The following is a 16101-nucleotide window of genomic DNA, read 5'->3' on the forward strand; positions in this document are numbered from 1 at the left end:
AACAACAAGTGAACTACTTTAATTTCAGTAAGTTAATTAATTTATTTGCGAGGTGTTTACGCCAATTTTTGAGTAATGCGTGGGAATAAGACATTAGTCTAACTAAATAACCAATTTAAAATAAATCATTAAAAATCAATGTTTTATTTTATTTATAGATAATATAAATAAAATGTATACCCCCCTATTTAACCCGCAACCAAATATTGTAAAAACCCAAACTACCTCAAACGCCAACTGACGCTCGCATCTTGAAATAGTTTGGGTATAGTTATGGCAAATTATAAAAATATTCTACAAGGTTAAATAAACATGACGGCTGTACTACTCATTGTTGCCTTTGGCTACATAGGCGTGCTGTTTTGGCTGGCTAATTGGGGGGATAAAACCACGCCACTTGCCAAGCGTATTAGTCATCACCCGTTTGTGTATTCATTTGCACTAGGTATTTATTGCACTTCATGGACTTACTACGGCTCAGTAGGCACAGCAGCGACCAGCAGCTGGAGTTTTTTACCTATATTGTTAGGCCCCGCTTTATTGTTTTTTTTCGGTCAAGGCTTTTTACGTAAACTGGTACTGGTGAGTAAAAAACAAAATATCACCACTATTGCCGACTTTATTTCAGCCCGCTATGGTAAGCGTCAAACCACCGCCATTATGGTGACAATAATCGCCTTATTGGCCACCATTCCGTACATTGCATTGCAATTAAAAGCACTCAGCTCTAGCTTTTTACTCCTACAAAACAGCAATCAGATATCAGGGGATATTTTAGCGCTATCGGCCACGTTAATGATGGCGCTATTTGCTATATTTTTTGGTACGCGCAAAGTTGATGTAACCGAATACCGTTCAGGTTTAATGCTCGCTGTGGCGTTTGAATCTCTAGTTAAACTGTTTGCCTTAGCCGCCGTTGCAGGGCTTGCGATATACAGCTTATTTAATTTACCTACCCAAAGTAGCAGTCAAGTTGCCGAGTCTATTTGGATGCACTGGACACACTTTGACTTTTTTAGTTTTAATTTTATCGGCCAGTCACTTATGGCAGCAGCGGCTATTATTTGTTTGCCACGCCAATTTCATGTAACCGTGGTCGATAACCAAGATAAGCGCCATTTATTCACTGCGCGTTGGGCCTTCCCACTGTATTTATTGCTAACAGCAGCAATGATTTTACCTATTGCCACCGCTGCGATTCACCCAGAAATAGGCCGCAGCTTATCACCAGACAGCTTTGTACTTGCCTTACCTATGCTGCACAATAATGCTTTTTTGACTACGTTTGTGTTTATTGGGGGGCTTTCAGCAGCTACAGCCATGATTGTTGTAGCCACATTGACGTTAAGTACCATGATCTCAAATGATGTGGTATTGCCGTTAATGTTACGTCGTAAATTTAAACGTAACTTAATTACCAGCAGCTATAAATCACGTATTTTACTAGTGCGTCGATTTACCATTGCCGGAGTACTTATTTTAGCTTACTTCTATCAGCAATGGTTTGGAAATGGCAGTGCACTGGCTAGTATGGGATTGGTTGCTTTTTCATTGGTATCGCAACTATTGCCTGCCATTGTGGGTGGTTTATATTGGCGAAAAGGCCATGCTTACGGCGTTTATGCCGGGCTACTCGCAGGGGTCATTTGTTGGGTACTATTTTTGATGCTACCTATTTTAGATGCCCCCAACCCACTAGACAGTGAGTTACAACAAACCCTAATAACGCGCGGTACACTTATCGCTTTGTTTGCTAATATTGGCTGTTACATTAGTTTTTCACTAGGGGCTGAAGAGCGCTTAATCGACAAAATTCAAGCGGCTGCTTTTGTTAATCCTAAAGATCAGGCTATTTTATCGCGTCGCTTAAATAAAAATGTAAAAGCCACGGTATACGACTTCAAAATACTGCTACAGACCTTTTTAGGCATTCAACGTAGCCAGCAAGTATTATCACACTATGCGCTTCATCACGACTTAAACGACAACAATGCTCACCCTCGCGCTGACTTTATTGCTTACTGCGAGCGTGCGCTTACTGGGGTATTAGGTGCCTCGTCGGCGCAAGCACTTATTCATACCGTATCGTCGGGCAAACGCATGGCGTTTGAAGAGGTGGTAAACTTTTTTGATGAAACCACACAAGCACTGCAGTTTAATCAAAACTTGCTGTTTACCTCGTTAGAAAACTTAAGCCATGGCCTATCCGTTGTTGATAAAGACCTAAACCTCGTGGCTTGGAATAAGCGCTACAGTGAAATGTTTAACTACCCCGAGGGCTTTTTACAAGTTGGCCAACCTATTGAGGAAATAATCCGGTATAACGCAGAGCGCGGTGAATGTGGCCCAGGTGAAATTGACCGTCATGTTGATAAGCGAGTTCAGCATTTAAAAAATGGTAGTTCACATCACTTTATTCGCCATCGTCGAAACGGCCAAGTGTATGAAATGATCGGTAACCCACTTCCTGATGGCGGATTTGTAACCAGTTTTTCTGATATTACTACTCACATTAGTACTCAAAATGCGCTAGAAGAAATTAATATGGACTTAGAAAACCGTATTGAAGCGCGCACCCAAGAAGTACAAACGATTAATAGTAATCTACAAGCACAAATAGATAGCCGCGTACAAACAGAGCAAGCACTTACTTTGGCCAAGCGTGAGGCAGAACAAGCTAATGATAGTAAAACTCGCTTTTTAGCATTGGCAAGTCACGATATTTTACAGCCATTGAATGCTGCACGTTTATACCTTGCCGCGATTGATGAAACACAACTAGACACCACGAATAAAAATAATTTTAATAAGCTTGGCGACAGTTTAGATTCAACTGTGCATTTAATGTCGGCCTTACTCGAAATTGCAAAATTAGAACAAGGCGCAATGACCCCAAGCCCACGTCACTTTTGTATTGACGATATTTTAGACCCTCTCAAAAGTGAATATGCCATTTTATCAAGCGATAAAGGACTGTCATTTACAGTGCGCTCAAATAAGCAAATAGTGCATAGTGACATTACCTACTTGCGTCGAATACTACAAAACTTGCTGTCTAATGCGATTAAATACACCGAAAATGGCCGTGTATTAATTGCTTGTAGAAACAGAAAACACAGTTTACGGATTGAAGTATGGGATACAGGCCCAGGCATTAGCGATATTGAACAGGCAAAAATATTTAACGACTTTTACCGAATTGAAGCGGGCGACAATAAAGGCGTAGGCCTTGGTCTAGGGGTAGTTAAACGTATGGCTGATTTATTGAGCCTGCCGATTGATGTGGTTTCTTTACCTAATAAAGGCAGTCGATTTAGTATAGAAGTGCCTTATGGTGATGCGCAATTAGTGCAACAAAAACAAACAAATCAAAATATCGTAGACAACCGCGCTGCGATTAATATTATTGCCGTTGACGACGATCCTGAAAACTTAGCCGCGATGGCCAGCTTATTGAAAAAATGGCGGGCAAATTACACCTTATTCGACAAAGTTGATGCTGTGTTAGCGTATGCTAAAGCGCATGCAGCGCCCGATGTTATTTTAATGGATTATCAATTAGGTAATGATTGGGATGGCATTACTTTAATTAAAACACTGCGAGAGACTTGGCAAAGCGACATTCCGGCAATTTTAATTACCGCGGTGCGTGACACCGAGCTAAAACAAACAACCAAAGCTGAAAATATTCATTACCTAAGTAAACCAGTAAAACCAGGTAAACTTAAGGCCCTGCTTAATCATAGTACTTAACCACCAATAAACGCTTAAGCCCAGTAAAATACTGGGCTTAAAGCTATGCTTAATTGCTATAATTACGCTTTCTTAGTTTTTGGAACAACCAACTAAGCCCGACTAACGAAAGCCCTAAGCCAATAAACGATAATGCCTTTAAAAGCCCAGTTAAATTAGCCATATCAATTAAAAATACTTTAACGATTACCGCACCAAGAATCCCCAAACCGACATTTTGTAATAACCGCAGCTGTTTTAAATGTCCGGCGATCACCACCAATGCGCCAAGTAATAACCAAATAACCGAATAGCTATATAGCTCGGCGTCACTGGTTGCCTTATCAAGGTAAATAAAGCCGCCTTGCCAATATTGGCGGATCAAGGTGTTGATAGCTAATACCGCTAATAAACCAGACCCACCGAGTATAATTTGACTCAATTTAGCATTTAACGATTTAACTAAACTCGCTAACCATAACGCTAGCAGGCTCGGAATAAACCAGATTAAAAGCACCCAGTTAAATATTGGCGTTTCACCAACATAAAGACGCATTAATAACGGATTATCATCCAACGTTGTATTGATTAATAATAAGCCAGCTAACGCTGATAAAATCAAACCTGCAGTGCGGTATAACTTACCCAGCTGCCCTGCACTTTGCGCGCGATATAAATAAACGCAGCCTAAAGCAAGCAAGTTACAGCTGAGCAAAACTTGCTCATAAAAACTTAAAGAAAACAACTGAGGGTAGTGCCCTACCAGTTGATAACTGGTTTCGGTTGTCACAAATAACGCTAAACAATGCAGTGCTGCCCCCTCTAACCATATTTTTAGTTTTGAAGTATTAAAACATTTAGCCGCTGCAAAAAATAACCCAATACACAGCGGGTAAACAACTAAGCTCCAATGCAAACCAAAGATAGTTAGAGAATCATAACTAGGCGTCCACGGCGATAAGGTAAGGCGTAAAAGTAATGCCGCCACAAGGGCTTTTATTGGCCAGTGTGGCATAGCCACTTTGTATTTTTTTATTAATAAGCTCAGCAGTAATACTTGAACAGCCAGTGCAATGGTAAGGCCGCTATCGCTCAGTAGCATAGTAATTGCTAAAGTGATATTGGCGTTTGCTCCCACCCAATAACTAAAACGCTGCCATAAGGTTGTATTATTTTGCGTAAATTTAATTAACACCGCACTCATTAAACATAACAATACCGCCCAAAGTGGATAAGCGGTTGCTAAAGCCGTATTTGGGATCATCGCATACAAAGTGCCCACCAATACAAACACACTTAACGAAGCAAGCAAATGAAAAGCTAATCGTTTTGAGTATTTATTACCAAAATAGAGTCCATAGCCACTTAACCCCAGAGCAAGTAATAAGCCTAGCCCATATTCGTTTTTAAAAATAAATAACGCATCATCAAAGGCATAAGTTTGTTTAGCACTGATCACTAGTAACAGCGCAATCACTAAAGAAACCCCTTGCCATGCATCCCAACGGCTATTTTTTAACACTAAAAATAGTAACAAAGCGATGCTTAACAACGCCACGATTTGCCATTGTAAATTAAACAAACTCAATAGCATGGCAATCATTAAAGGCGCCATAAAGGCCAGTAATAATCCGTGATCTGGAAATAAGTTAACTAATCGTTTGAAGCTGTGCGGGCGCACTTCAAGGGTATTAAAGCCCAAGCCTAAGCGTGCAATAGCGATTAAGCCTAAAATACTTAGTAACGCATAAGCGCCTATTAACCACACTGTGTCATAGTTAAATAGAGTGAGTCCGACCAAGTACCAGCCTATATGCCCTACCCATAGTAAATACCACAACCACACTCGCTGTACTTTATGTGCCACAACCGCTGCGGCAACACTCACAAGGGCAACATAAATAAGTAAAGAAAATAACTGACCACTGCCCGTATTTACCCAAATAGGAACACTGTATGCGCCTATAATGCCAATTACAGCAAGTAAAGGACCTAACTTAATCGCCATTGCACTGGCGCAAAGAGCAATCACTGCTAAGCCAATAAATGCCCACTCAGCACTTAGCATGGTAAAGCTGTTATAAGCCAAAAACATTAAGGCAAAGCAAGTCATAAAGCCGCCACTGGCAAGGGCTGCAGGAATGTAATTATTAAAGCCTTCAAAAACAATACGTTTATAATGTAAATAATACGCTGCTGCGATTAAGCCAATGCCAAATAATCCACCGGCACTGAGCCTCATTGCAGGTGAAAGTAGCCCCGCCTCTAAACTGTATTTGGCTAAAAAAACGCCACCTAAAGCCAAAGCAATAGCACCAATCCAAGTCATCCAGTTTTGTTCAAAGCCTGCACGTAATTGTTTAAAAAGCAGTTCAATACTCGATGGCTTTTTAATTGCTACTTTAGATAGTGGCGTATGTTTAATGCTCGCAGGTTTATAATCAGAATCAGGAATGTCTGCGCGGTTTAAAGATTTTGCGTTATCTGGTTGTGTGTTTACAGGGGATTCGCTAGAGACTGTATTTGGGTTTAACTCATACTGTGATAGCTTGAATTTTAATACTGCAATCTCTTGTTTTAAGCCGTTTAATTGCACTAAGGCAACTAAACCACATACGCCTCCTGCAACAATCGCAATAGATATAATGATTGCTAATCCGATTAACTCATCCATACAGTCCCTTTTTTATTTTACAAAACAAGTACCCAAAAAAAATTACAAACAAAGCTTATACCATAAAATTACGATGTTTAAGCAACCTCAAGGCGATCACGGCCTGCTTTTTTAGCGCGGTATAATGCTTGATCAGCACGTTTCATTACATTATCAAAGGTCTGGTCGCTTGTACGATGTGCAATACCTATACTAACCGTTAAAGAACGCTGATTTTGTACTGTAATAGTACGAGCCGTCTCTAGAATAGTCTGCGAAAAGTTAAGTACTTCATCAAGCTCATAACTAGGCAGGTAAGCGGCAAACTCCTCACCACCTATACGAGCAAAAATATTTTCATCTTTAAAAAGACGATTCACTTTATCAGCAAACTGTTTAAGCACCTTATCGCCCACATCGTGGCCATAATCGTCATTAATACGTTTAAAGTGGTCGAGATCTATAATAAAAACAGTGTAAGGATTATTAACAACCCCCTTCACATGCTGATAAAAGCAGCGACGGTTATACACTTTAGTTAAATCATCCATAATAAACTCTTGCGCTAACCGGTTGTGCATTCGCTGCATAAAGTGCATGGTTTTAAATAAACCATAAGCGGTAATTAGCATACCTAATGTGCGACATAAGTCTTCTACGTAATTACTTATCCAAAAAGGCTGACGTATTACTTCATCAAGCACATCGGCAGTAGAGCCTACAATCCATAGCATTAAACCGATACTGACATATAAATACGCTTTTTTAGCTAACCGTGAACATTGCACTACAAAAAAAATAGCAAAAATCACCACTAAATTAATAAAGTCAGTGGTAAAGCCATAGAGGTTTTGGGTTATGTCTAATGGGGGAAAGTACATCAACGAAAAAATTGAGAAAGCGATAATAAACGCCAGCGTCATCAAAATTAACAGCTTATTTAATCTGGTAATTTTAACAAAATGGCTTAACTTTAGACTCACTTTTTCCGGGTTCATCATAGGCGATATTTACATTATTTTTATAATTACTATTAAAAACTATACCACAAATTATAAAACGGATTGATTTATATTAGTGTGCTAACAACCCAGCCAATAGCAACTAAAATAGTTAACCCAATCATGGTTTTAGTTTTATGTTTACTGATAAGTCGCTCAGCTTGATTGCCTGCATAATATACCACTAACGCTAATCCAAAATAGCGTATAGAGCGCGCAATCGCAGATGCCACTAAAAACAGTGCCAGCGAATACTTAGTTGCACCAGCGGCCAACATCGCAATTTGAAACGGAATAGGCACAATACCTAAGCTTAATACAAACCAAAAACCTTGTGCCTGCATTTTTTGCTTAACGTTTTCAAACTGCTCAGGGCTTGAGAATGTGTTGATAACCCAATCGCCAATCACATCAAATAAATAATAACCCAACGCATAACCAAACAACGCCCCTACAATACAGCCAAGTGTTGCCATAAGGGCAATTTGCCACAGTTTTTCACGCCTTGCCTGCATTAATGGCACCAGTACTGCTTCAAGTGGAATGGGCACTATGGTGGATTCTAAAAATGAGGCAAACGTAATACCGCTGAGCATATTTTTAGACTCAATAAACTGACGCGTTTTTTGCTTTAGCTTTTTTTGTATAGCCATTAAACATCCTTTTAACTACTGAGATTAATATTTTTAGCGGGTACTGGCATCATCGCACAGTTAGGTTAATCTAACCTGAAAATATAACGCCTTATTATTTATAGATTTAACATTGGCAAAATAGTAATACTTCCCAGAGTACTTTATTATTGCTCAATGCCATTATACTTTTCTGACAATTATTAATTATGCAAACTGCGCGTTTTATTCCTTTTAGAAAGCAAGATATCATAGGCATGTGCAGCCAAGAGCTTGCCGATAGTGCACAACAAACCTCTTTTAAACAGTTTTGCGACGTGCTCGCCAGCCTGATTCATTATAATTACCACTCAACCCTTGAGTCACTGAAAAACAATTACGCACCGTTTGATCCTAATAGCGACACTCGCTCGTTAGCCCCTGTCTCGAAGGAGCAAAAAGCCCAGTGCCAACGCGATTTTGCTAAAGATTTTGCCAACGTATTAAATGCGGCTAATTTTGAAGTGATCACCAATGAAGACCTACAAGATGCGCTCAACGAAGAATCGCTTTTTAAGGTACGCCTAGAGGTAGAGTTTGACGACTTTGAAGAAGTGGTCTTTTATCGCAGAGGCGAATCGCAACTCACCGAAACCATAACCAGCTTTTGGGGGTTACGTAAAAAGCCACTGCATTTTACCAACTACGACCGCGTAGCGGTATTTATTCGCTTTAAAGATAAAGCCTATTTTGAATCAAAAAATAAACTACCTATGGGGTTTGAGCCAAGTTCTACCATAGTAAAACTATTTCAAAATGTGCCAAAAGCTGACTTAGAAATGCTGTTTCCGAATAGCGAAGTGCGGATGCGCCCGATTGATAAAATTATTATTGGCTCATCTGCACTTATTGGCGGTGCGGTGGTGTTAGTTACCAAACTGGGCGCCTCATTACTTTTATTGTTTGCTTTGTTTGCATTTTGGGGAGGGTTTAGAGATGAAGCCGTTACCATGACTCAGCAGCACTTTATTACGTTAGCGATTGGTATTGGGGTATTTGGTAGTTTTGTTTTTAAAGAGTGGAGTAAATTTAAAAACCGCAAAATTAAATTTATGAAAGCGTTGAGCGATAATCTCTACTTTAAAAACCTAGATAACAACGCCGGTGTATTCCACACTCTGATAGACGCTGCCGAAGAAGAAGACATTAAAGAAGCCCTGCTTGCGTATACGTTTTTACTAAAATCTAAAAATGGCTTAAGCGCACACGCGCTTGATGAGCAAATAGAGACGTGGTTTAAAACTAAGTATCAATGCGAGCTAGATTTTGAAATTAGTGATGCGCTTGAAAAACTTGAACGTATGCATTTAGTAACCTGCACAAACACCCTATATAACGCGATAAATCTAGAGCACGCAAAAGCCATATTAGATGAACGCTGGGATAACCTGTTTCAATATAATTAAACTGCACGCTTTACTTAATAAAAACGAAAAAGCAGCTGACACTTCAGCTGCTTTTTACGTTATTACCTAATTGGTAATTAGCTAGGGTCTGTTGATCTTTCAAGGTTGAATTTGCAGCAGTTTGTTTGGTATTTAGGCAAGGCGGAGCCTATGTGGTGTGGTTATTCCCCATAAATAGGCGATAACGTAGCATCAATGCCAAACAGGCGCTGCCCTAAGGGTTCCGCCTAGGGGCGATTTACTCTTTGTTGCCTACATGGATGTAGGTAAGGGGCGTGAGCAGGACGCGGAAGCTTTGCTCGGTTTTTACTTATTCTTACATGGATGTAAGCCAGTAGAATAACGCAGGAGCAGTTATCGAGCCCACTAGGTTACAAACCTCGCGCCGCGATTAAACAGCCCCTAGTTTGAACAAATTTTAATCCGCAAAGATCAACAGACCCTAAGCTGTTTGCAGCTTTTTAAATTTTGCATGCACTAATTTATAAAGTGCTGGTAAAATTAACAATGTGAGCAAAGTGGATGACATAATTCCACCTACCACCACGGTTGCCAAAGGCCGTTGTATTTCAGCGCCGGTACCGGTATTTAGCGCCATAGGTATAAAGCCTAAACTAGCCACAAGCGCGGTCATTAGCACGGGGCGTAATCGCTGTAGTGCCCCGCTATGTATTGCATAATATAAGCTTAACCCTTCGTTTCGTAACTGCTTAATAAACGACAACATCACTACACCGTTTAATACCGCAACCCCACTTAGCGCAATAAACCCCACACCCGCTGAAATAGAAAGCGGCATATCTCGTAGCAATAACGCCAATACCCCACCGGTCAGTGCCAGAGGTACACCGCTGAATATAATGAGTGAATCACGCAGCGAGCCAAAAGCACTATAAAGTAAGCCAAAAATAAGCAATAAAGTCACAGGCACAACCAACGACAAACGTTTACTCGCCGATTGTAATTGCTCAAACGTACCGCCGTATTCAAGCCAGTAACCGCTAGGTAGGTTAAGTTGTGCGTTCATTTTCGCTTGGACATCACTTACAAAGCTTGCTAAATCGCGCCCCGCTACATTGGCCGTTACTACCACATTACGCTTACCACTTTCGCGGTTTATTTGGTTAGGGCCTTTTTCAATGCTGATTGTAGCCACTTCTCCCAGCGGTACAAATGCAAGCTCAGGGTTACTACTTTGAGGTAATGCGACAGGTAAACGCGCAAGCGCAGAGACATCATCAGACCAACGCTTATCTAAGCGTACTAGTAACGAAAAGCGCTTATCGCCCTCATAAATGAGCCCTGTTTGCACCCCACCAACAGCAGCGGCAAGAGTTTGTTGAATGTCGTTTACGGTTAATCCTAATAGCGCCATATGGTCTCGCATTGGGGTAACAGAAAGTGTAGGCAAGCCCTCCATTTGCTCTAAACGAACATCGGTAGCACCAGTAATATTTCGCATTAAACCAGTGGCTTTTTCGCCAAACTGCTTAAGTATGGCTAAATCGTCACCGTAAATACGTAGCGCTACATCGGCACGCACACCGGCAATTAACTCGTTAAAGCGCATTTCTATAGGCTGGGTAAATTCATAGTTATTACCCGGTACCTCATTCACGCGATGACGAATTTGCTGCACTAACGCGTCTTTACTTAGTGATGGGTTTGGCCATTGCTCGGACGGCTTTAACATTAAAAAGGTGTCGGCAACATTAGGCGGCATAGGATCGCTGGCTACATCCGCGGTGCCAATCTTTGAAAATACGTTTGCAATTTCGGGTTGCGCTAATAAAGCCTGCTCCAATTGCTTTTGCATTTGCACCGATTGTTCAATACCGGTGCCAGTAATACGCAGCGCATGCATTGCAATGCCACCTTCATCTAGCTGGGGTAAAAATTCGGCGCCCATATTTTTAACTTTAAAGCCAAGCACTAGTACTAAAACCGTGGCAATACTCACCATCAGCCACGGTAATTTAAGCGATAAGTTAAGCAGTGGTTTGTAGATTTTTTTAACGCCACGCATTACTGCGTTTTCGCTTTCATCTACTTTACCACGCACAAATACGGCAATAGCCGCCGGCACAAAGGTGACAGCAAAAATGAGTGCACCTATTAACGCGGCAACAACAGTAAACGCCATAGGCTGAAACATTTTGCCCTCAACACCACTGAGCGCAAATAGCGGTAAATACACCAACATAATAATTAAAATACCAAATACGGCGGGGCTAAACACTTCTTTGGTGGCTGAAGTGACAACCTTTAAACGCTCACTGAGTGTAAGTAAGCGCCCATGTTTATGTTGAGCCATCCCTAATTGACGAAGGCAGTTTTCAACCACAATCACCGCGCCATCTACAATTAATCCAAAATCGATTGCGCCTAAGCTCATTAAGTTACCCGAGACTCGATTGCCCACCATACCAGTAATAGCAAATAGCATACTCAGCGGAATAACCATGGCGGTAATAAGCGCACCAGTGATATTCCCAAGCAATAACAGTAAAATGACGATAACTAATACCGCCCCTTCAAACAGATTTTTTTGAACTGTGGCAATGGTTTTATCAACCAGGTTGGTACGGTCATAGACAGGCTCAACGATAACCCCTGCAGGTAAGCTTTTTTGTACCTCTATCAACTTATCAGCCATGGCTTTGGCGACCACACGGCTGTTTTCACCTATTAGCATCATTGCCGTGCCTAGTACGGTTTCTTCGCCATTATAGGTAGCCGCGCCGGTTCTGAGCTCTTTTCCTAAATACACACATTTGCCACGTCTTTAATTCGCACAGGAGCATCATCACGCTTAGCAATAACGGTGTTTGCTATATCCGCTAATGTTTTTAATTGCCCAGGGGAGCGCACTAAATATTGGCCGTCAAAGCGCTCTATATAACCGGCTCCGCGATTGCTGTTATTAAGCTCAAGTGCACTAATAACATCCTTGATTGTTAGCTTATAAGCGATGAGCTTTTCTGGCATGGGCGCAACTTGGTACTGGCGCTCAAAGCCACCTTGGCTATTTATTTCGGTTACGCCTTTTACTTTTAAAAGCTGCGGACGAATAACCCAGTCTTGTAAAGTACGTAAATCTTCGGCGCTGTAAGGCATACCATCACTTTTTAACGCATCGGGTTTTGCATGCACGCTATAGGTAAATATTTCACCTAAACCACTGGCAATAGGTCCAAGGTTTGGCTCAACATTATTAGGTAAATCGGCGCGAATACTTTGAATACGCTCTCCAATTTGTTGACGCGCCCAATAAATATCGGTGCCTTCATCAAAAATAATGGTTACTTGAGAAAGCCCATAGCGAGAAAGCGAACGGGTATAGTCAAGCTTAGGAATACCCGCCATCGCTGTTTCGACTAAGTAAGTGATACGCTGCTCAACTTCAAGCGGCGTAAAACCAGGCGCTTTAGTATTAATTTGCACTTGCACGTTGGTAATATCGGGGACAGCATCTACCGCTAAGTTTTGGATGTTATACACACCAAACCCAGCAAATAAAAATGTTAGCGCAAGCACCATCATGCGGCGTTTAACCGCAAAAGAAACAATCCAGTTAATCATGGTACCTCCTAGTGAGCGTGACTTGCGCCGCTTTTTAAAATATCGGCTTTGATCACATAGCTATTGGCAGTGACGTACTCGCTACCTGGGCTTAAACCTGCGATGACTTCAACCCACTCGCTATTTTTTGCGCCTAAAGTAACCGGGCGTACTTCAAACACATTATTTTCACGCACAAATACACTCGCCATGCCGTTAAACTCTTGAATAGCCTCAGGCTTTACACGCACGTTAGCATTAACCTTATCGATACTGACATCAGTATTAACATGCATACCTGGGCGCCAATGACCATCTGGGTTATTAAGCGCTATACGGGCACGTGCAATGTGCCCGCCGGTCATCATAGGCGCTATAAAAAACACCTTACCTTGGGCATTTAAATGATGATGTAAATCGTACACCGTGGCGCTTTGACCAATGGCTAGATTTTCGATGTTTTCAGGAAAGGCTGAGAGCTCAACCCATACTTTATCAAGATTCACGACTTGCATAAGCGCGCGAGTACTTGCCAGTTCGCCTCGCTTTAAATATTGCTCGGTTACCACACCGCTAATGGGGCTTTTAATACTGTAGTTTTGCAATGTTTCACGGTTGGTGACACTGGCCAGTACCTCACCTTTTTGAACCGTTTGACCAATGCTGACAAAAATATCGCTGATCAATCCGGTATATGGCGCCATCACTTCTACTGTGCCGTGCTGTGTCGGTGCAATAACACCAAACAGCGTGTCAGAAATATCAACTTCGCCACTTTTTGCTATCTGCGTTTCAATACCCGCACCTTTAATCGCTCGCTCACTAAGCATAGTGCGACCTTCGTGTTGGGTGTACTCAAAACTAACGTGTTCACCTTTATAATTGGCAGTAATGAAAAGCGCAAACGAATGTGGCTCATTTATGGGTTGCGTGCTAACAAGGTACTCATTCTCACGGGTAAATTGTATTTTTTGCGGCGCTTCTACTAATCGTTTTAAGTTCATTTCGATGCTTAAATCGTTTATATCTACCGGCTGATTTTGCTCATAACCACATACGCGCAGCTCAACTTTACCTGCCAATTCTCGCAGCTTTAACTCAAGAGTGAGCTTTGCGTTGGTTAATAAAAAGCCGCCATGGGCACCTTGTTTTTGGGATTGCTGCATTTGCCCATGCTCTGCTGAGGCAAATACATGTGTGCTTATAACGCTCGTTGTAAACGAAAGAAATATTAATAGTGCGATAAACGTGTTGTTCATGATTGAAAAGTCTCAGTTAAAGATTGGCCAGTTAAACGCTCAAGAGTAAGGTGCGTTTGATATAACGCTGCATAGGTGTTGATAAGCGCGCGTTTAGAATCAAAAAGGGCTTGTTGAGCATCGAGTAATTGCAACACCGAAATTTGTCCGCGTTGATAGCTTTTTAAACTTTGCTCAATGAGTGTTTGGGCTTGTGGAATAACCAGCTCAGATAACAACTGCACCTGTAATGTTTTGCCTTGGTAATAGGCATACAAAGTACGAACTTGCTGACGTAATTGAATCCGTAACTGTCCTTGCTGCTTGCTTAGCAGTGCCAACTGACTGTTAGCCGCTTCAATATTACCGCTATTTGAGTTACTCAATTGCAACGGCATAGAAAACGAAAACAGCAGCGAACTGGTATCGCTTTGCTGATTGTAGCGCAGGCCCGCACCTACATTAATGTCGCTTTGCCCGTTAGCTTTTTGCAGCGTTAAGTTGGCCGCTTGCTGTAAGTATTGTTGCTGCAACATGGCAAACTCAGGCGCTTGGTTAACTGCATTGAGTAACGCTTGCTCAGATTTAAGCGGTATTAAGGTAGCCATATTCCCTGCGAAATTCGTGTAGTCATGTTGCTCATTCCACAACTCATTGAGCGATAAACGCGCTCGCTCAAATTCGCTATTTAGCTTAGCTGTCTCAAGCTCAACTTGGCTTAGTGCATAACGCATACGGGTTACATCGGCTTGCGATACAGCGCCAGCGTTAGCCCGTTGCTTTATTGCTTTGAGAGCTTGGCTCACCACGTGTTGTCGTTCACTGTTAAGCGTAAGTAAGGTTTGAAATTTAAGCGCCTCGTAATATCGCTCACCAGTGGTTGCTAATAAAGCTAACCGAGTATTTTGATATTGTATTGCTTGGGCTTTAATATTAGCCGTTGCGTAATTTATGCGGCTTTGGCGTTTATCTCCAAGCTCTATAAGCTGGCTAAATGCCAAGCTTATTTCAGCCCCTTGCACACCACGCGCATCGTTTGTTCCTAAGAGGTTTTCGGCTTCTACATTTATTACAGGATTAGGCGAAAGCGCCGCTTGAGATTTAAGCGCGCTGAGTATTTTTTGATGATAAGGGTAGCGTTTTAATAGCGGATTTTGTTGCTCGGTATTTATCAACGCTTGTTTTAGGGTTAACGTTTTAACATTTGCAAACGCACTAAAAGCAGGTAGCGCGCACAGCATCACCACCAGCATAATTGGTTTTTTATTCATATAGCTTGTCCGTTTTTTAATAAACAGGGTTCACTTGCAAACCATTCACAACCTACGCTAAAAATAGCGACAGTGTAAAATAGTTAGCAATATAAACATGCCTATAACAGCCCATGGAACGCTTACGCGCAGGCAGCTAAAAGCACAATAATTAATTGAAATTAAAAACTAGCTAAATGAATTCGGTGGGGGTACATCAGGTGGATAATTTAAACCATGGTAATACACAAGTACTGAGGGTTTACTTTGTTGAGGAATAATAGCGTGACTAAGTGTGCTGTAATAGCCACAGTGACAATGTTGGTGTGCATGAATCTCAACCGGTGGCTGATTATCGCTTTGTCCTTGGTCATTATCAGCGGTTATAGTGTTTTGTGATAATGCGTTACTTACATGCTCAACGTCTTCTTGTAAATGGTATGCAGCGCCATCACAACTTATAAAGCTGTGCACAAGCACGAGTAACATGACCATTAAGAAACGATTTGAGCGCATAATTTAGCTATCTTCTCAGCCTAAATTAGCTATCTTCTCAGCCTAAAATTGACTTAAATAAACCTAACCAATT

General features: G+C 41.5%; 8 protein-coding genes and 1 pseudogene. 2 read left to right on the forward strand and 7 right to left on the reverse strand.

What is annotated here, in order from left to right:
* Positions 1-312: 312 nt before the first annotated feature.
* The gene (locus AAEY57_RS02065) at positions 313-3753 is read left to right on the forward strand and encodes a hybrid sensor histidine kinase/response regulator (RefSeq protein WP_013465755.1); all 3441 of its coding nucleotides are present in this window, start codon (positions 313-315) and stop codon (positions 3751-3753) included.
* Positions 3754-3802: 49 nt separating this feature from the next.
* Here the strand turns inward: AAEY57_RS02065 and AAEY57_RS02070 are convergent, their stop codons facing one another.
* From AAEY57_RS02070 to AAEY57_RS02080, 3 genes are all read right to left on the reverse strand, one after another.
* Positions 3803-6406 (reverse strand): DUF2339 domain-containing protein, encoded by a 2604-nt coding sequence (locus AAEY57_RS02070; protein ID WP_350605996.1) that lies wholly within the window; start codon positions 6404-6406, stop codon positions 3803-3805.
* A 77-nt stretch (positions 6407-6483) separates the two neighbouring features.
* Positions 6484-7383, reverse strand: coding sequence for a GGDEF domain-containing protein (locus tag AAEY57_RS02075; protein ID WP_350606049.1), 900 nt, complete (start codon positions 7381-7383; stop codon positions 6484-6486).
* A gap of 71 nt (positions 7384-7454) precedes the next feature.
* Complete coding sequence (locus AAEY57_RS02080; RefSeq protein ID WP_350605999.1) at positions 7455-8039, reverse strand: YqaA family protein; 585 nt, start codon at positions 8037-8039, stop codon at positions 7455-7457.
* A gap of 188 nt (positions 8040-8227) precedes the next feature.
* Between AAEY57_RS02080 and AAEY57_RS02085 the strand changes: the two genes are divergently transcribed.
* Positions 8228-9463 (forward strand): TMEM143 family protein, encoded by a 1236-nt coding sequence (locus tag AAEY57_RS02085; RefSeq protein ID WP_013465759.1) that lies wholly within the window; start codon positions 8228-8230, stop codon positions 9461-9463.
* Positions 9464-9905: 442 nt separating this feature from the next.
* Here AAEY57_RS02085 and AAEY57_RS02090 read toward each other — a convergent pair.
* The 4 genes and pseudogenes from AAEY57_RS02090 to AAEY57_RS02105 all read right to left on the reverse strand — a co-directional run bounded on the left by AAEY57_RS02090 (position 9906) and on the right by AAEY57_RS02105 (position 16028).
* Positions 9906-13045 (reverse strand): annotated as a pseudogene (locus AAEY57_RS02090) (efflux RND transporter permease subunit).
* An 8-nt stretch (positions 13046-13053) separates the two neighbouring features.
* On the reverse strand, positions 13054-14283 hold the full coding sequence (locus AAEY57_RS02095) for an efflux RND transporter periplasmic adaptor subunit (protein WP_350606000.1): 1230 nt from the start codon (positions 14281-14283) through the stop codon (positions 13054-13056).
* Complete coding sequence (locus tag AAEY57_RS02100; protein WP_350606002.1) at positions 14280-15533, reverse strand: TolC family protein; 1254 nt, start codon at positions 15531-15533, stop codon at positions 14280-14282. Before AAEY57_RS02100 ends, AAEY57_RS02095 begins: the two co-directional genes overlap by 4 nt.
* Before the next feature lie 168 nt (positions 15534-15701).
* Entirely contained in the window at positions 15702-16028 is a 327-nt protein-coding gene (locus AAEY57_RS02105) for a hypothetical protein (RefSeq protein ID WP_350606004.1), read from the reverse strand.
* Positions 16029-16101: the final 73 nt, after the last annotated feature.

Source organism: Pseudoalteromonas sp. MER144-MNA-CIBAN-0113 (assembly GCF_040308965.1).
GTDB classification, from domain to species: Bacteria; Pseudomonadota; Gammaproteobacteria; order Enterobacterales; family Alteromonadaceae; genus Pseudoalteromonas; species Pseudoalteromonas tetraodonis.

Excerpts from the sequence above, each read along its gene's own strand:
- AAEY57_RS02065 (WP_013465755.1), top strand. The coding sequence starts at position 313 with ATGACGGCTGTACTACTCATTGTTGCCTTTGGCTACATAGGCGTGCTG.
- AAEY57_RS02070 (WP_350605996.1), bottom strand. The coding sequence starts at position 6,406 with ATGGATGAGTTAATCGGATTAGCAATCATTATATCTATTGCGATTGTT.
- AAEY57_RS02075 (WP_350606049.1), bottom strand. The coding sequence starts at position 7,383 with ATGAACCCGGAAAAAGTGAGTCTAAAGTTAAGCCATTTTGTTAAAATT.
- AAEY57_RS02080 (WP_350605999.1), bottom strand. The coding sequence starts at position 8,039 with ATGGCTATACAAAAAAAGCTAAAGCAAAAAACGCGTCAGTTTATTGAG.
- AAEY57_RS02085 (WP_013465759.1), top strand. The coding sequence starts at position 8,228 with ATGCAAACTGCGCGTTTTATTCCTTTTAGAAAGCAAGATATCATAGGC.
- AAEY57_RS02095 (WP_350606000.1), bottom strand. The coding sequence starts at position 14,283 with ATGAACAACACGTTTATCGCACTATTAATATTTCTTTCGTTTACAACG.
- AAEY57_RS02100 (WP_350606002.1), bottom strand. The coding sequence starts at position 15,533 with ATGAATAAAAAACCAATTATGCTGGTGGTGATGCTGTGCGCGCTACCT.
- AAEY57_RS02105 (WP_350606004.1), bottom strand. The coding sequence starts at position 16,028 with ATGCGCTCAAATCGTTTCTTAATGGTCATGTTACTCGTGCTTGTGCAC.